This is a genomic window from Streptomyces noursei, assembly GCF_016917755.1.
In the GTDB taxonomy this organism is placed as follows: Bacteria; Actinomycetota; Actinomycetes; order Streptomycetales; family Streptomycetaceae; genus Streptomyces; species Streptomyces yunnanensis.
Window position 1 is genome coordinate 7,363,999 of the sequence record NZ_CP070326.1, and the last position, 15,985, is coordinate 7,379,983.

The following is a 15,985-nucleotide window of genomic DNA, read 5'->3' on the forward strand; positions in this document are numbered from 1 at the left end:
AATTGCACTCGTCAATCCGACAGGGTTTCGAACCAGTCCGCCGGAGATCTCGCGGTCTCCTCGGGCTCTTCGCAACGCTTCCCCCCACACCACGAACGAGGAGAACCCTCGCCATGGCTCATAAGCGTTCCAGCAAGAAGCGGCTCATCACGGCGATATCCGCCGCCGTGGCCGCCACTGGTATCGCCGCCGTCACCGCGGTCACCGCGGGCGCGTCGCCCGCCGCCGAGGGCAAGATCTACGGTGCCGACGCAAAGGGCGCCGTCACCGGCAGCTACATCGTGCTGCTGAAGAAATCCGCCTCGATGCACGCCGCCGAGAGCGGCGACCTTGCCGCCAAGTACGGCGGCAAGGTCAAGCGGACCTTCACCTCCGCCATCGACGGCTTCTCGACCACCGGCCTGTCCGCCGAGGACGCCAAGCGCCTGGCGGCCGACCCGGCCGTCGACAAGGTCGTCCAGAACCACACGTTCCACATCGACGGCACCCAGGAGAACCCGCCGTCGTGGGGTCTGGACCGCATCGACCAGACCGACACCAACGGTGACGGCAAGTACAACTACCCGGACAGCGCGGGCGACGGCGTCACCGCCTACGTCATCGACACCGGTATCCACATCAGCCACAAGGACTTCGGCGGTCGCGCGTCCTACGGCTTCAACGCCATCGACAACAGCAACAAGGCCGAGGACGACAACGGCCACGGCACCCACGTCTCCGGCACCATCGGCGGCACCGCGCACGGCGTCGCCAAGAAGGTCAAACTGGTCGCCGTGAAGGTCCTCGACGCGCAGGGCTCCGGCAGCACCGAGCAGGTCGTCGCGGGCATCGACTGGGTCACCAAGAACCACAAGGGCCCCTCGGTCGCCAACATGTCGCTCGGCGGCGGCGCGGACGAGGCGCTCGACGCGGCCGTGAAGAAGGCCATCGACTCCGGTGTCACCTTCGGCGTCGCGGCCGGCAACGAGTCCACCGACGCGGGCCAGGGCTCCCCGGCGCGCGTCAAGGAGGCCATCACGGTGGCCTCCAGCACCAAGGACGACCAGCAGTCCGACTTCTCCAACTACGGCAGCGTCGTCGACCTCTACGCTCCGGGCTCCGACATCACCTCGGACTGGAACACCAGCGACGACGCCACCAAGACCATCTCCGGCACGTCGATGGCGACCCCGCACGTCGTGGGTGCCGCCGCGATCTACCTGGCCGACCACAAGGACGCCAAGCCGGCCGACGTGGAGAAGGCGCTGACGGACGGGGCCACCCCCGACAAGATCAGCAACCCGGGCCAGGGCACGCCCAACAAGCTGCTGAAGGTCGTGCAGTAGTCCGCCAGCAGCCGATCGGGTCGTTCGGCACCTGACGCCGGCCGTCGCGCTCGCCCCCACGGGGCGCGGCGGCCGGCGTCGCCGTGCCCGCGGCCCGCCAACGCGCCTTCCCCCGCGTCGGGTTATCCACAGGAGGCTCCCTCCGAATCCGTGGACGGCCGAGCGTGGCTACCGTCGGTGACATGCACGGAGTCACGCCGATTCTCGGCATCAGCACCATCGTCTACGGAGTGATCGGACTGATCTGCGTCGTCCTCGGCGCGGTCCGCACGACAGGGGGGAGCCCGCCATGCACACCGTCACCGTCATCGTCCCGGCGCACAACGAGGAAGAGGGGCTACCGGCCACGCTGGAGTCCCTCGCCCGGCAAACCGTCCCGCCCGACCGGATCCTGGTCGTCGACGACGCCTCCACCGACCGCACCGGCGAGGTAGCCGCCGCACACGGCGCCACGGTGCTCCGCCCACCGCGCAACCTCGGCAGCAAGGCGAGGGCGCAGAACCACGCCCTCCCGCGGTGCACCACCGACCTCGTCCTGGCCGTCGACGCGGACACCGTCCTGGCCCCGGACTACCTCGAACGCATCCTCCCGGTCTTCGACGACCCCGACGTCGCCGTCGCCGCGGGCACGGTCCGCACCCGACACACCCGCACCGTCTGGGAGCGGGGCCGCTCCACGGAGTACCTCTTCGGATTCCACTTCCACCGGCCCATCCAGGCACTCGCCGACAGCCCCATGGTCTGCTCGGGGTGCTGCTCGGTCTTCCGGCGCGGCGAACTGGTGGCGTGCGGCGGCTTCCCCGAGCGCACCATCGTCGAGGACATGGACTACACCTGGTCCCGACAGATCGCCGGCCGGCGCGCGGTCTACGTCTCCGACGCGGTGGCCCTCGCCGCCGACCCGGAGAACCTCACCTACTTCCGCAAACAGGTCAAGCGCTGGATGGCCGGCTTCTGCCAGAACGTCCGGCTCCACCTCGGCCGACTCCTCGTCCACAAACCGCTGTTGGCGATCTGGGTGCTGCTCGCCCTGTTCGAGATCCTCACCGCGCCGCTGTGGTGGGTCACCCCGTTCGTGCTCACCGCGACGACCGGTGCCTCACCACCGGCCGCCCTCGCGTGGTGGGCCGGCACCGACCTCCTGCTGACGCTGCCACCGCTGGTGTACGCCGCCCATCGCCGCAAACTCCCGCTCTGGGGCGTGCTGGTGAACATCCCCTGCGCCTACGCCACCAAGGCGGTCAACGTCGTCTACGCCTGGAAGGCCCTGGTCGTGGAGTTGTTGCTGGTGCCCCTGCACCTCGCGCGGGGGCTCACGGTCTATGAGAAGGGGCGCGCCGACGCACCCTCGGGGCAGCGGGTGGTGGCGACCTGACCCGACCCGCCGTGCTGTGGCTTCGGCCTTGGCCCTGACCTGCACTGACGAGATGTGAGGCGGCGCGGGCAGTGGCGAGGCGGTGGCGGTCGGTGTCGCTCAGGCGATGAGCGCCGCCGCGTCGCCGCGGGAGCGGGCCCGGACGGCCTGGTCGTAGCGGCGCAGCAGCAGCCGGGCCAGTTCGGGGGCGGCACCGAGCACCGGGGCGAGGATGTCGGCGCGGGCCTCGCGGGCACCGGCGGCGATGCGGTCCGGCAGGAAGCCCGGCGCGATGACGTACGGGGCGACGGCCACCCGTTGGACGCCCTCGGCCCGCAGTTCCCGTACGGCGTCGGCCGTGCGGGGAAGGGATGCGGAGGCGAACGCAGGTCGCACGGCACACCAGTCTGCGGTGCGCCGCCACTCCCGCGCGATTTCAGCGATCACTGCGATCGCCTCCGGGTCTGAGGAGCCCGCCGAGGCCAGGACGACCCCGGTCGAGCGGTGGTCACCGGGCCGCAGCCCGGCCTCCTCCAGCCGGCGCTCCAGGGCGCCGGTCAGGAGGGGCGAAGGGCCGAGTACATCGGCCTGGTGGACGGTGAGCAGGGGCAGCCGCGCGGCGGCCTCCCGCAGCACCGCGGGGATGTCGGACTTCGCGTGGAAAGCACGGGTGAGGAGGAGGGGGAGAGCCACCACGTTCCGTACGCCCTCGGCCGAGAGGCGCTCCAGTACACGGGGTACCCGGGGCGCGTTGAAGTCGAGATAGCCGACCTCCACGCGCAGCCCCGGCCGCCGCTTCCGGACGCGCGCGCAGAGCGCGGCGACGGTCGCGGCGTGCCGAGGGTCACGGCTGCCGTGGGCGATGACGAGGAGAGTGGGGCGTGTGCTCATGGTTTCAGCTCTTGACGAGGAGGCCGCGGCTGCGCAGCACCCGGCGCTCGATCGGGGCGAAGATCAACAGCTCGATGCCGATGCCGACGATCAGGATCAGCAGGATGGCGGCCAACACCCAGGACATGTCCTGCAGTTCGCGGCCCTGTTCCAGGAGCTGGCCCAGGCCGGTGCCGAGATCGGGAGCGTTGACGATGAGTTCGGCGGCCATCAGGGACCGCCAGGAGAACGCCCAGCCCTGCTTGAGCCCGGCGAGGTAGCCGGGCAGTGCGGCGGGGAGCAGCACATGGCGGACACCGGCCAGGCCGGTCGCGCCGATGGTGCGGCCGGCCCGCAGATAGAGAGGAGAGATCTGGTCGACACCGGACACCAGCCCGTTGGCGATCGAGGGCACGGCGCCGAGCAGCACCACCGCGTAGATGGTGGCGTCGCTCAGCCCGAACCAGATGATCGCCGCCGGGACCCAGGCTACCGAGGGGAGGGACTGCAGCCCGCTGAGGATCGGACCGATTGCGGCTCGTACGGGCTTGACGCGGGCCACGATCAGTCCGAGCGCCGTGCCGAGGACGACCGATGCCAGGAAGCCGAGGGCGCCGCGGGAGAGGCTGGTCCACACGAAGCCCAGCAGGGTGCCTTCGAGCCACTTCTGTTGGAGCGAGCGGAAGACGTCGAGTGGGCTCGGCAGCAGATAGTGCGGCTTGAGCTGGAAGTGGTACGCGAGTTGCCAGAGCGCCAGCACGATCACGATCGCGATGACGGGAGGGAACGCCTTTGACAGCGCGGTACGCAGCCACGGCTGCCGGGCGACCACGGCGGAGTCCAGGGCGTCGAGCCCGGCCTCCAGACCGGCGAGGTCGCCGGCGGTGGGACGGGGCGTGGCGCCGGCCGCCTCGGCGCCGGCTCCGGTCCCGGTTTCCGTGGTCGCCTCGGCGGGGGAACCGTGCGTGGAGCCCGCTGAGCCGGCCACCGCGTCGGTGGCCGCTTCGGTGGCCGGGGTGGTGGAGGGGCCGGCGGGGTCGTCGCCGGGGTTTCCCTTGGCGGACGACGCGGTGGTCTCAGTGCTGGCCATGGCGGCGGATCTCCCCACGGAGCTGTTCGGTGATCTCGATGGACAGGTCGGCGACCGCGGAGTCCTCGATGCGGCGCGGCTGGGGGATGTCCACGTGCCACTCCCGGGCGACTCGGCCGGGGCGGGAGGAGAGCAGCACGACCCGCTCGCCGAGCCGCACCGCCTCACGGACGTTGTGGGTGACGAAGAGCACCGAGAGGTTGCCCGCGGCGGAGCCGCTGCTGTTCTGGGTCTGCCAGATCCGGGTCAGTTCGTCGTGTAGCACATCGCGGGTGATGGCGTCGAGGGCGGCGAACGGCTCGTCCATCAGCAGCAGTTGGCTGTCCTGGGCCAGCGCCCGGGCCATCGCCACCCGCTGGCGCATGCCGCCCGACAGCTCGTGTACCCGCTTGCCGTACGCGCCCTTGAGACGGACGAGTTCCAGCAGCCGCTCGGCCTCGCCGCGGCGCTCCGCGCGCGGCACCCCGCGCAGCCGCAGCGCCAGTTCGATGTTGCGGCCCGCGGTCAGCCATGGGAACAGCGCATGCTCCTGGAACATCAGGGCCGGCCTGCCGCCGGGCGTCTCGATGGTGCCGGCGGACGGCTTGTCCAGACCGGCCACGAGACTGAGGAGGGTGGACTTGCCGCACCCCGAGGCCCCCAGGAGGCAGACGAAGGAGCCGGGTGCGACGTCGATGTTGATGTCGTCCAGCACCTGCTGTTGCGCGCCGGGGCGGCCGAAGGACTTCGAGACGTGGTGGATGCGAGCGGCGTACGGGCCGGTGGTGCCGGCGTCCGCCGGGGCGGGCTTGGTGAGCGTGCTGGTCGTCATCGGTGTCACCTCCTGGGAGTTCGGGGGGCCGGGGTCAGTTGCCGCCGAGGCCGGCGTCGTCGACCGGCGGCTTGCCCTCGGACTTGAGCACCTTGTTCAGCAGGGTGAGGTCGTAGATGCCCTTGAGGTCGGGCTTCTTCAGCAGCCCCGCCTTGACGGCGTGGTCCGCCTCCTCCTGGAGGGTGGCGGCCAGCGGGTCATCGGTGACGTCGACGTTCTTGAAGGCCGGGTCGATGACGTCGTCCGGGAGCGGCTTGCCGGTGATCGCCGGGTCGGCCAGTTTCTCGTTCAGTGCCTTGACGGCCTCGGCGGGGTGCGACCGGATCCAGGTGTTGGTCTTCACCGAGGCGCGCAGCACGGCCTCGACCGCCTTCGGGTGCTCCTTGAGGAAGCGCTGCGAGACGATCACGTTGGTGATGACGAACTTGCCGTCCTGCCACAGCTTCTTCTCGTCGAGCAGTGCCTTGCCGCCCGCGGCGACCAGCTTGGACGCGGTGGGCTCGGGCACCCAGGCGGCGTCGATGCTGCCCTGCGTGAAGGCGGTGGGCGTGACCTTGTTGTCGATGCGCTGGACGGTGACGTCGCCCTTGCCGGTGGTGGCGTCGACCGTGTAGCCCTTGCCGGAAAGGAAGTTCAGCAGGGCGACGTCCTGGGTGTTGCCCAGCTGCGGGGTGGCGATCGTCTTGCCCTTGAGATCGTCCAGGCTCTTGATCTTCTTGGGGTTGACGATCAGCGAGACACCGCCGGAGGCCGAACCGGCGATGATCTTCAGGCTCTTGCCGTGCGACTTCACATAGCCGTTGATCGCGGGGGAGGGGCCGATCCAGCCGATGTCGATGGCGTTCGAGTTGAGCGCCTCGATCTCGGCGGGGCCGGCGTTGAAGACCGAGGACTTCACCGCGGTGCCGCCCAGCTCCTTCTGGAACTGGCCGGTCTGAAGGCCGATCAGCGGCGTGGCATGGGTGGTGTTGCCGAAGAATCCGATCTTGACCTGATCGAGCCCGTCGACCTTGGGCCCCTTCGGGGCGACGGTGGCCGCGGTGTCCTTCGGGGCCTGGGAGCCGTAGCCGCAGGCCCCCAGCGCGAGGGTCAGCAACGGGACGGTGGCGGCGACCGCCAGGAGGCGATGACGAACGGCAGACACGGGAGGTGTTCCTCTCGGAAGGCCGGGGGAGTACGCGCCTCGCTAGGGGGGCGCGCCCGGCGGAAGGGTGGAACTTCGGAGGGAGGACGTGGGGGGTACGGAGTCGGGCCCGGTCAGCACATACATCGGCCGACTCCGCCCTGTCCGCTCCCGAGGGCGCCGCTGCCTACGCGGCCCCCTTCCTTCGCGAAGGTCGAGAAGATGTCCCTGAGCATGATCAGAAATCCCACCCCTCGTCGTCGGTCGCGCCCTCCGGCGCCGGGTCCGCGGTCGCCTCCGTGAACGCCGTGCCGGCCATGCCCGCGGTCAGCGTGGTGCCGTCCGAGGGGTCGATCAGCAGGAAGGAGCCGGTGCGCCGGGAGTCCGCGTAGGCGTCCAGCGCCAGCGGCGCGGCGGTGCGGACCACGATCCGGCCGATGTCGTTGGCGACCAGTTCGCCGGGGGCCGGGTGCTGGGAGAGGTCGTCCAGGGTCAGCCGGGACGGGATCTCCTTGACGATCGCCTTGACGGTGCGGGTGGTGTGCTTGAGCAGCACCCGCTGCCCGACGGCCAGCGGCCGGTCGGCGACGTGGCAGACGGTGGCCTCGACGTCCTGGGTGACCGACGGCGCCGCGGCGGCCGGGGCGATCAGGTCGCCGCGGGAGACGTCGATGTCGTCGGCGAGCCGGAGGGTCACCGACTGCGGTGCCCAGGCGACGTCCACGCTCTGGCCGAGTGTGTCGATCCCCTCGACGGTGCTCGTCCGTCCCGAGGGCAGCACGGTGACGGCGTCGCCGACGCGCAGTACGCCGGAGGCGATCTGGCCCGCGTAGCCGCGGTAGTCGGGGTGCTCGGCGGTCTGCGGACGGATGACGTACTGGACCGGGAAGCGGGCCGGGTCGTCCGACGGGTCGGCGACCACCGGCACGGTCTCCAGGTGCTCCAGCACGGTCGGGCCGCCGTACCAGTCCATGTGCGCCGACGGGGACACCACGTTGTCGCCGGCCAGCGCCGAGATCGGGATCGCGGTGATCTCTGGCACGCCCAGCGAGCCGGCGTAGGCGGTGAACTCCTCGGCGATGGCCGCGAAGACGGACTCCTGGTAGTCGACCAGGTCCATCTTGTTGACGGCCAGCACGACGTGCGGCACCCGCAGCAGGGCGGCGACCGCGGCGTGCCGGCGGGTCTGCTCGACCACGCCGTTGCGGGCGTCGACGAGGACGACGGCCAGCTCGGCGGTGGAGGCCCCGGTCACCATGTTCCGGGTGTACTGCACATGCCCGGGGGTGTCGGCCAGGATGAAGCGGCGGCGCGGGGTGGCGAAGTAGCGGTAGGCCACGTCGATGGTGATGCCCTGTTCGCGCTCGGCGCGCAGGCCGTCCGTCAGCAGCGCCAGGTCCGGCGCCTCCTGCCCGCGCTTGCGGGAGGCGTGCTCGACGGCCTCCAACTGGTCGGCGAGGACCGACTTGGAGTCGTGCAGCAGCCGGCCGACCAGGGTCGACTTGCCGTCGTCCACGGAGCCGGCGGTGGCGAAACGCAGAAGCGAGGTGGTACCCGCATCCACCGTCAGGTCCGCACGGGTGGTGTTGGTCGTGCTCATGGCTAGAAGTACCCCTCGCGCTTGCGGTCCTCCATGGCGGCCTCGGACAGCTTGTCGTCGGCCCGGGTCGCGCCCCGCTCGGTGAGCCGGGACGCGGCGATCTCCGCGATGACGGCCTCGATGGTGTTCGCGTCCGACTCGACGGCGCCGGTGCAGGACATGTCGCCGACGGTGCGGTAGCGCACCTGCCGGACCTCCAGCCGCTCGCCGTCCTTCGGTCCGCCCCACTCACCGGGCGCCAGCCACATGCCGCTGCGCGCGAAGACCTCGCGCTCGTGGGCGTAGTAGATGGCGGGGAGTTCGATCTTCTCGCGGGCGATGTACTGCCAGACGTCCAGCTCGGTCCAGTTGGAGAGCGGGAAGACCCGGACGTGCTCGCCGGGCGAGTGCCGGCCGTTGTAGAGCTGCCACAGCTCGGGCCGCTGCCGGCGCGGGTCCCAGCCGCCGAACTCGTCGCGCAGCGAGAACACCCGCTCCTTGGCGCGCGCCTTCTCCTCGTCCCGCCGACCACCGCCGAAGACCGCGTCGAAGTGGTTCTTCTCGATGGCGTCCAGCAGCGGCACCGTCTGCAGCGGATTGCGGGTGCCGTCCGGGCGCTCGCGCAGCTCGCCGCGGTCGATGAAGTCCTGCACCGAGGCGACGTGCAGCCGCAGCCCGTGCCGCGCCACGGTGCGGTCGCGGTAGTCGAGGACCTCGGGGAAGTTGTGCCCGGTGTCGACGTGCAGCAGCGCGAACGGCACCGGCGCCGGCGCGAACGCCTTCAGCGCCAGGTGCAGCATGACGATGGAGTCCTTGCCGCCGGAGAAGAGGATCACCGGCCGCTCGAACTCGCCCGCCACCTCGCGGAAGATGTGCACCGCCTCGGACTCCAGGGCGTCCAGGTGCGACAGCGCGTAGGGGTTGTTGTCCAGTTCCTCGGAAAGCGAAGCAACGGTGGTCACGCGGTATCCCCTTCGTTCTCTCCCAGACTCCGTCCGGGGGCACCCCCATCTCCGCCCACGCGGTGCACAGGCGCGGGTATCACGGCCGGCTGCGGGTCGGTGCCCGCGTGGGTGTCGCTCACGCCAGCCCCCTCTCGACGAGCAGCGCGTGCAGCGCCGCCGCGGATTCCTGCACGGTCTGGGTGTGCGACTCGATCCGCAGGTCCGGCGCCGCGGGCGCCTCGTACGGGTCGTCCACGCCGGTCAGGCCGGAGATCTCGCCGGCCGCCTGCTTGGCGTACAGCCCCTTCACATCGCGCTCGGAGCACACCTCGACCGGGGTGGCGACGTGCACCTCCAGGTACGCGGTGCCCTCGCTCTGGTGGCGCTTGCGCACCGCCTCGCGGCTGTCCGCGTACGGGGCGATCACCGGGACCAGGGCCTTCACGCCGTTGCTCGCCAGCAGTTCGGCGACGAAGCCGATCCGCTGGACGTTGGTGTGCCGGTCCTCGCGGCCGAATCCGAGGCCCGCGGAGAGGAACTCGCGGATCTCGTCGCCGTCGAGCACCTCGACGCGGTGGCCCTCGCCGCGCAGCCGCTCGGCCAGCTCACGCGCGATGGTCGTCTTGCCCGCGCTCGGCAGACCGGTCAGCCAGATCGTGGCGCCCGTCATCTGTGTCTCCAAAAACTCCGCCATCAGTGCAGTCCGCACTCGGTCTTGTTGCTGCCGGCCCAGCGGCCGGCCCGCGCGTCCTCGCCCGCCAGCACCCGGCGGGTGCAGGGGGCGCAGCCGACGGAGGCGTAGCCGTCCATCAGCAGCGGATTGGTGAGCACCCCGTGCTTGGCCACGTACGCGTCCACGTCGTCCTGCGTCCAGCGGGCGATCGGCGAGACCTTCACCTTCTGCCGCCGGGCGTCCCAGCCCACCACCGGAGTGTCGGCGCGGGTCGGCGACTCGTCCCGGCGCAGCCCGGTCGCCCACGCGTCGTACCGGGCCAGCCCCTCTTCGAGCGGCTTGACCTTGCGCAGCGCGCAGCACAGGTCGGGGTCGCGGTCGTGCAGCCTCGGCCCGTGCTCGGCGTCCTGCTCGGCCACCGTCTGACGGGGCGTCAGGGTGATGACGTTGACGTCCATCACCGCCGCCACCGCGTCCCGGGTGCCGATGGTCTCCGGGAAGTGGTAGCCGGTGTCCAGGAACACCACGTCCACGCCGGGGAGGGCCCGCGAGGCCAGGTGCGCGACGACCGCGTCCTCCATCGAGGAGGTGACGCAGAAGCGCGGACCGAAGGTCTCGGCGGCCCAGGTGAGGATCTCCAGGGCGGGCGCGTCCTCCAGGTCGCGGCCCGCCTGCTCGGCGAGCCGCTGAAGGTCGGTGGTGGTGGTCACGGCGTACCTCCGTCTGAAGCGGAAGGAGCTGCGGAAGGGGACGGGGACGGGGTGGACCCGGCGGCTCCGGGGGCCAGCAGCCCCAGGAACTTCAGCCGGAAGGCCCGGCTGCACGCCCGGCACTCCCACGATCCGCCCCCTCCCTCCTCGGAGGGGCGCAGGTCCTCGTCCCCGCAGTACGGGCAGTAGAACGGCGCGGCGCGTTCGCTCACGGTTCCTCCCGTTCGGTCTCGGTGCGTTGCGACGTCACTTCAGCGCACCCTCTTCGGCGCGCGCCGCCCAGCTGGCGAACCGCTCGCCCTCCGTGCGCTGCTCCTCGAAGTGGCGCAGCACCCGCTCGACGTAGTCGGGCAGCTCCGCGGAGGTCACCTTCAGCCCGCGGACCTTGCGGCCGAAGCCGGGCTCCAGGCCCAGCGCGCCGCCCAGGTGCACCTGGTAGCCCTCGACCTGGTTGCCGTCGTCGTCCAGCACCAGCTGGCCCTTGAGGCCGATGTCGGCGACCTGGATGCGGGCGCAGGCGTTCGGGCAGCCGTTGAGGTTGATGGTGATCGGCTCCTGGAAGTCCGGCATCCGGCGCTCCAGTTCGTCGATCAGCGCGGCGCCGCGCCCCTTGGTCTCGACGATGGCGAGCTTGCAGAACTCGATGCCGGTGCAGGCCATGGTGCCGCGCCGGAACGGCGAGGGGTTGACCTGGAAGTCCAGCGCCTCCAGCCCGGCGACCAGCGAGTCGATCCGGTCCTCGGCCACATCGAGGATGATCATCTTCTGCTCGACGGTGGTGCGCAGCCGGTCCGAGCCGTGTGCGGCGGCGAGTTCGGCGACCTTGGTGAGGGTGGCGCCGTCGACCCGGCCGACCCGCGGGGCGAAGCCGACGTAGAAGCGGCCGTCCTGCTGCCGGTGCACGCCGATGTGGTCGCGCCACTTGTGCGCGGGCTGCTCCGGCGCCGGGCCGTCGACCAGCTTCCGCTTGAGGTACTCGTCCTCCAGCACCTGGCGGAACTTCTCCGGACCCCAGTCGGCCATCAGGAACTTCAGGCGGGCGCGGGTGCGCAGCCGCCGGTAGCCGTAGTCGCGGAAGATCCCGACCACGCCGGCCCAGACGTCGGCGACCTCGTCCAGCGGCACCCAGGTGCCCAGGCGCTGCGCGAGCTTGGGGTTGGTGGACAGGCCGCCGCCGACCCACAGGTCGAAGCCCGGTCCGTGCTCGGGGTGGACGACGCCGACGAACGCCACGTCGTTGATCTCGTGCACCACGTCCTGGACGGGCGAGCCGGAGATCGCGGTCTTGAACTTGCGCGGCAGGTTGGAGAACTCCTTGCTGCCGATGTAGCGCTCGTGGATCTCGTCCACGGCCGGGGTGCCGTCGATGATCTCGTCCGCCGCGATGCCGGCCACCGGGGAACCGATGATCACGCGCGGGCAGTCGCCGCACGCCTCGGTCGTGGACAGGCCCACTGCCTCCAGCTTCTCCCAGATGGCCGGGACGTCCTCGATGCGCACCCAGTGCAGCTGGATGTTCTGCCGGTCGGTGATGTCCGCGGTGCCCCGGGCGAACTGCTCGGAGACCTCGCCGATGGCGCGCAGTTGGGCGACGCTGAGTCGGCCGCCGTCGACGCGGACCCGCAGCATGAAGTACTTGTCGTCGAGCTCCTCGGGCTCCAGCACCGCGGTCTTGCCGCCGTCGATCCCGGGCTTGCGCTGGGTGTACAGGCCCCACCAACGCATCCGGCCCCGCAGGTCGTTGGGGTCGATGGAGTCGAAGCCGGCCTTGGAGTAGATCGTCTCAATGCGTGTCCGCACATTGAGACCGTCGTCGTCCTTCTTGAACTGCTCGTTGCCGTTGAGGGGTGTGAAGTGGCCAACGGCCCACTGACCCTCGCCGCGGTGGCGGCCGGCCTTGCGGCGGGTCGTGGCGGTGGGGCGTTCCGGGGTGGTGGCCATGGGTTTCGTCCTTCTGGGCGGCTCAAAGGGGCTGCGGACGGTGCGATGCACCCCTGTTGACCTGCGCGGACACACCGAAGCGCGGCGCGCGGGCGCGCGTCGGCGGTGGGCTGCAGGGTGGGGGCGACGCGTCCGCGACGGTGGGGACGGCGTGCGAAGCGGTGGTGCTGAGTGCTGTCCGGGTACGCAGGGCGGCGGGCCCTCACGCGTGCAGCGTCAGCCTGCCCGACAAATGGCGCTGGACATGCGGCCGAGGTCGACGTGGCGTCGACTCACCAAGGCAATTCCAGCTCGAGACATGACGGAAGCGTGGCACGCGGCTCTCTGGCCAGTCCACCGTTATCCAAGATATGGACATCAGCGTCCCGCATCACGAGATGCTGTGGCGTCCGTCACGTGCGGAGGGGGTGCCGCCGGATCCCCGGCCGCACCCCCTCCACGGGTCCGCGGTGAGCGCGTGCGTCAGCCGGCGTGGGCCGGCGTCGGTCCCGCGCCGGGCCACGGGCCGAGGTTCTCGACCACCGGCTCCTCGGTCACCGTGGTGTCGTACAGCCGGAAGCCGCGCCGCTCGTAGTTGGCCCGGGCGTGGGCCCCGTCGTCGCTGCAGGTGTGCACCCATACCCGCGTGGTCTCCGGCACGTCCGGCCACCGCTCGGCCAGGTCCCAGGCCCGCGCCGTACCGTAGCCGAGCAGGTGCCCGCCGATCCGCCGCCCCCGGAAGGCCGGCAGCAGCCCGAAGTAGACGACCTCCACCACCCCCGCCGGCTGGGCCTGGAGCTCGATGAAGCCGGCGGGCGTGCCGCGCTCGTACGCCACCCAGGTCTCGGTACCCGGCTTCCCGAGGTGTTCGGCCCACTGCGCGTACGACCACTCCAGGCGGTCGGTCCACAGGATGTCCCCGCCGACCGCCGTATAGAGGAACCGGCTGAATTCGGGCGAGGGTGCCTGGGAGCGGACGATCCGTACATCCTGCTCGGCGGGCGGCTCGGCGGCGGGCGCCAGATCGGTGCGCGAGGTCTGTTCGAGATACCAGGTGGTGACGGAGTGGCTCATGGCGCCAGCACATCACACCGGGGGAGGGGGCGGCCGGCGGTCGGTCGGAGAGCGGGCAGGGCCCTTCCGGGGCGGCGTCTCCACGGGCCGGCCGGCGTGCTCCCGGGCCGCCTCCACATCACGGAACAACCCGTCCATCTGCTGGGACGGCAGGGCCGCCCCGGGGGAGCCGTCGCCCCGGTGGGCCACCCGCTCGACCACGGCCGACACCGATCCGCCGCACAGTACCTCGGTCCGCAGCCGCGCCCGGGCACCGTATTCTCCGAGCGCGCCCCGGCCCCTCACGCCGGCCCGACGACGGCCCCCGGCCGCCGGGCCGCCAGCACCGCCGGCGACGTGGAGTGCGGCAGCAGCTCCACGGGCCGGGCCGGCAGTCGGAGCTCGACCTGAACCCCGTCCGCGAAGCGGTACGGCCGGTGGGCCAGCACCCCCGCGAGATGGCGCCGCAGCCGGGACAGCTCGGCCCGGACCGTCACCGTGCGCCCGCCGTCGCCGAACACGTCCCGGGCCAGCTCGGCGGCGCTGCGGCCGCCCGGATGGATGGCCAACAGGAACAGCAGCTCGGCGTGGCGCGGGGTCAGCGCGTGCGACCAGCTGCCCGCCGGCCCGGCCACCGTCACCACCGGACCGTCGGCACCGCCGAGGTCCAGCACCACCCGGTGCGGCCCGGGCGCCGGCTCCGGCCGGCCGAGCCGGATCAGCCAACCGCCCGGCAGCGGCTCCAACGTGCACATCCCGTACCGCGGCAGCCACAGCGGCCCGGCCTCCGGCGCCTTGGGCAGCGCCACCCGGTCCGGCGGGGTCATCCCCGTCACCGCGGCCGTCCAGCCGTGCGGATCCACGGCCAGCGCCCGCCCGCCGATCCGCGCCAGTATCGGCGCCGCGCTCGCCCGCAGCCGCTCCAGGGACGCGTGGTGGCGGGTCCGCAGCTCGCCCTCGGCGAGCCGGGCCACCGCGGAGACCAGGGCCAGCGTCGTCGGGTGGAACGAGGGCGCCGGGCCGCTGACGTCCACCGTGCCCAGCAGCCGCCCGTCGCGCGGGTCGTGCAGCGGTGCCGCGGCGCACGTCCACTGGTGGTGGCTGCGCAGGAAGTGCTCGGCGGAGTGCACCAGCACCGGGCTGCGGGCCACCAGCGCGGTGCCGATCGCGTTGGTGCCGACCACCCCCTCCGTCCAGTCGGCGCCCTTGTCGAAGCCCAGCCGGTCGGCCATCCGCCGGATCGGGGCGCTGCCCTCCCGCCACAGCACCCGGCCCTCGGCGTCGGTGACCACCATGATCTGCTGGGCGGCGTCGGCGGTCGGCAGCAGCCCGCCGCTGAGCACCGGCAGTATCGACGCCAACTGGGACGTCTGCCGCCGGTACTCCAACTCGGCCATCGACAGGGGGTGTTGGTCGGTCCCCCGCTCCGGGTCAACACCGCGGTCCAGCACCCGCCGCCAGGATTCGCCGATCACCGCACGGGGCGCGTCCCGGGGCGCGTCCGCCGGCAGGTGGTCGCCGGCCAGCGTCGCCTCGTGGAGCCCGGCCAGCCGCCGCGAGGTCTCCCGGATGTCCTGGGCGGACCGGACGGCGCTCTCGACCGGTCTGTCGGTCGGCCGGTCCCCGGTTCGCCCGCCGGTCCTGTCGATCGGTCTGTCGCTCACACTGCTCTCCGTTGTGCCCGTGTGTCCGGTCGGTGCCCATCGTGCCGTCAGCCGCCCGCCCTGGAGAGCCCATTGACCAGATCGGTTGCAACGGAATGCAACCGTTGTGGCCTATGACGCCTGCGGGGAAATCTGGTGTCAGCGGCCGATGGCACCCTTCCCCTGCCTTGTGGGTCGGGGACCCACATCCGGAGGTTTCGCCGGTCACCCGACGGAGAACCCGCCGGAGCCCGCCGGGGAGGCGATCGGCCGCCCGCGTCGTCGGCACGATGGGGGAGGGGGACACCATGGTGGCCGCCGCCCCACGTGTCGTGGTGATCGGCGCCGGCGAGGGCGGTCGGCTCGCCCGGGCCGCCCGGTTGGCCGGTCACTACGGCGTGCCCCGACTGTCCGCGGTCGACGTCCTGATCAGGCGTCAGCCACTGCCGAGCGCAGGATATGTGATCGACGGTGCGCCGCAACTCCTCGACCGGGTCGCGCGCTTCGGCGGTCCGCTGCCCGCACCGGCCTTCGCCGACCTCGTCGTGCATCTGCGCGAGGCGGAGCGGGACGGCACGGGTGACGCCTCCCGCGTGATCCGGTACTACGAGGCGCGCGGCGTCCTGGTCGGCTTCCGGCCGGACGTACCGGACGCCGAGATCATCGTGGCCATCGACGCGGCGCTGCGCGGGCGCACCGCGGCGCAGCCGCCGCGATGGCCCTGAAGACCGGGATCGGTGCCGAGTCGGCGCGGCACCGTTCCCTGCCCGGCGCGGCGGCGGTTATCCCCTGTCCCGTCCCCCACCCGGAGCCGCCTCCTGACGGCTCCGAGGGGACGGCGAACCGCCGCCGCGCCACTGGAGACCGGGCGGGCGCACCCGGTGGCACGC

16 protein-coding genes are annotated in these 15,985 nt (G+C 71.9%); 3 read left to right on the top strand and 13 right to left on the bottom strand.

Annotated features, from left to right (window positions below):
* Window positions 1-113: 113 nt before the first annotated feature.
* Window positions 114-1,325: a S8 family peptidase gene (locus tag JNO44_RS32155; RefSeq protein WP_205367339.1), complete on the top strand. Its 1,212-nt coding sequence runs from the start codon at window positions 114-116 to the stop codon at window positions 1,323-1,325.
* 289 nt (window positions 1,326-1,614) lie between these two features.
* Window positions 1,615-2,700: a glycosyltransferase family 2 protein gene (locus JNO44_RS32160; RefSeq protein ID WP_205367341.1), complete on the top strand. Its 1,086-nt coding sequence runs from the start codon at window positions 1,615-1,617 to the stop codon at window positions 2,698-2,700.
* Window positions 2,701-2,799: 99 nt separating this feature from the next.
* On the opposite strand, the gene JNO44_RS32165 is transcribed toward JNO44_RS32160, so the two are convergent.
* The 13 genes from JNO44_RS32165 to JNO44_RS32215 form a co-directional block, all read right to left on the bottom strand.
* A complete protein-coding gene (locus tag JNO44_RS32165) occupies window positions 2,800-3,570 on the bottom strand; it encodes a sirohydrochlorin chelatase (RefSeq protein ID WP_205367343.1) in 771 nt (256 codons plus the stop codon).
* 4 nt (window positions 3,571-3,574) lie between these two features.
* Window positions 3,575-4,639 carry an ABC transporter permease gene (locus JNO44_RS32170; RefSeq protein WP_205367344.1) on the bottom strand — a complete coding sequence of 355 codons (1,065 nt, stop codon included), beginning with the start codon at window positions 4,637-4,639 and terminating at the stop codon, window positions 3,575-3,577.
* Window positions 4,626-5,450 carry an ABC transporter ATP-binding protein gene (locus JNO44_RS32175; protein ID WP_205367345.1) on the bottom strand — a complete coding sequence of 275 codons (825 nt, stop codon included), beginning with the start codon at window positions 5,448-5,450 and terminating at the stop codon, window positions 4,626-4,628. The genes JNO44_RS32170 and JNO44_RS32175 overlap by 14 nt, the downstream gene beginning before the upstream one ends.
* 34 nt (window positions 5,451-5,484) lie before the next feature.
* The gene (locus JNO44_RS32180) at window positions 5,485-6,594 is read right to left on the bottom strand and encodes an aliphatic sulfonate ABC transporter substrate-binding protein (protein ID WP_205367346.1); all 1,110 of its coding nucleotides are present in this window, start codon (window positions 6,592-6,594) and stop codon (window positions 5,485-5,487) included.
* 217 nt (window positions 6,595-6,811) lie between these two features.
* Window positions 6,812-8,173 carry a sulfate adenylyltransferase subunit 1 gene (locus tag JNO44_RS32185; RefSeq protein WP_205367348.1) on the bottom strand — a complete coding sequence of 454 codons (1,362 nt, stop codon included), beginning with the start codon at window positions 8,171-8,173 and terminating at the stop codon, window positions 6,812-6,814.
* Window positions 8,174-8,175: 2 nt separating this feature from the next.
* Window positions 8,176-9,114 (bottom strand): sulfate adenylyltransferase subunit CysD, encoded by a 939-nt coding sequence (gene cysD / locus JNO44_RS32190; protein WP_205367349.1) that lies wholly within the window; start codon window positions 9,112-9,114, stop codon window positions 8,176-8,178.
* Window positions 9,115-9,232: 118 nt separating this feature from the next.
* Window positions 9,233-9,766, bottom strand: a complete 534-nt coding sequence (cysC, locus tag JNO44_RS32195) for an adenylyl-sulfate kinase (protein ID WP_039640634.1) — start codon at window positions 9,764-9,766, stop codon at window positions 9,233-9,235.
* 23 nt (window positions 9,767-9,789) lie between these two features.
* Window positions 9,790-10,479, bottom strand: a complete 690-nt coding sequence (locus tag JNO44_RS32200) for a phosphoadenylyl-sulfate reductase (protein ID WP_205367351.1) — start codon at window positions 10,477-10,479, stop codon at window positions 9,790-9,792.
* Complete coding sequence (locus tag JNO44_RS43865; protein WP_235094701.1) at window positions 10,476-10,691, bottom strand: hypothetical protein; 216 nt, start codon at window positions 10,689-10,691, stop codon at window positions 10,476-10,478. Before JNO44_RS43865 ends, JNO44_RS32200 begins: the two co-directional genes overlap by 4 nt.
* 34 nt (window positions 10,692-10,725) lie before the next feature.
* Window positions 10,726-12,420: a nitrite/sulfite reductase gene (locus tag JNO44_RS32205; RefSeq protein ID WP_205367353.1), complete on the bottom strand. Its 1,695-nt coding sequence runs from the start codon at window positions 12,418-12,420 to the stop codon at window positions 10,726-10,728.
* Window positions 12,421-12,636: 216 nt separating this feature from the next.
* On the bottom strand, window positions 12,637-12,720 hold the full coding sequence (locus tag JNO44_RS45220) for a putative leader peptide (RefSeq protein ID WP_350257049.1): 84 nt from the start codon (window positions 12,718-12,720) through the stop codon (window positions 12,637-12,639).
* Between the two features lie 162 nt (window positions 12,721-12,882).
* The gene (locus tag JNO44_RS32210; RefSeq protein ID WP_205367355.1) at window positions 12,883-13,473 is read right to left on the bottom strand and encodes a GNAT family N-acetyltransferase; all 591 of its coding nucleotides are present in this window, start codon (window positions 13,471-13,473) and stop codon (window positions 12,883-12,885) included.
* Window positions 13,474-13,754: 281 nt separating this feature from the next.
* Window positions 13,755-15,116, bottom strand: a complete 1,362-nt coding sequence (locus tag JNO44_RS32215; RefSeq protein ID WP_205367357.1) for a helix-turn-helix domain-containing protein — start codon at window positions 15,114-15,116, stop codon at window positions 13,755-13,757.
* Between the two features lie 269 nt (window positions 15,117-15,385).
* Here JNO44_RS32215 and JNO44_RS32220 point away from each other — a divergent pair, with 269 nt between their 5' ends.
* Window positions 15,386-15,820, top strand: coding sequence for a hypothetical protein (locus JNO44_RS32220; RefSeq protein WP_240167747.1), 435 nt, complete (start codon window positions 15,386-15,388; stop codon window positions 15,818-15,820).
* The last annotated feature ends 165 nt before the right edge of the window (window positions 15,821-15,985 follow it).

Coding starts and splice junctions, on each gene's coding strand:
- JNO44_RS32155 (WP_205367339.1), top strand. CDS start 114: ATGGCTCATAAGCGTTCCAGCAAGAAGCGGCTCATCACGGCGATATCC.
- cysC (WP_039640634.1), bottom strand. CDS start 9,766: ATGACGGGCGCCACGATCTGGCTGACCGGTCTGCCGAGCGCGGGCAAG.
- JNO44_RS32220 (WP_240167747.1), top strand. CDS start 15,386: ATGGGGGAGGGGGACACCATGGTGGCCGCCGCCCCACGTGTCGTGGTG.
- JNO44_RS32175 (WP_205367345.1), bottom strand. CDS start 5,450: ATGACGACCAGCACGCTCACCAAGCCCGCCCCGGCGGACGCCGGCACC.
- JNO44_RS32210 (WP_205367355.1), bottom strand. CDS start 13,473: ATGAGCCACTCCGTCACCACCTGGTATCTCGAACAGACCTCGCGCACC.
- JNO44_RS32165 (WP_205367343.1), bottom strand. CDS start 3,570: ATGAGCACACGCCCCACTCTCCTCGTCATCGCCCACGGCAGCCGTGAC.
- JNO44_RS32205 (WP_205367353.1), bottom strand. CDS start 12,420: ATGGCCACCACCCCGGAACGCCCCACCGCCACGACCCGCCGCAAGGCC.
- JNO44_RS32170 (WP_205367344.1), bottom strand. CDS start 4,639: ATGGCCAGCACTGAGACCACCGCGTCGTCCGCCAAGGGAAACCCCGGC.
- JNO44_RS45220 (WP_350257049.1), bottom strand. CDS start 12,720: ATGTCTCGAGCTGGAATTGCCTTGGTGAGTCGACGCCACGTCGACCTC.
- JNO44_RS32185 (WP_205367348.1), bottom strand. CDS start 8,173: ATGAGCACGACCAACACCACCCGTGCGGACCTGACGGTGGATGCGGGT.
- JNO44_RS32160 (WP_205367341.1), top strand. CDS start 1,615: ATGCACACCGTCACCGTCATCGTCCCGGCGCACAACGAGGAAGAGGGG.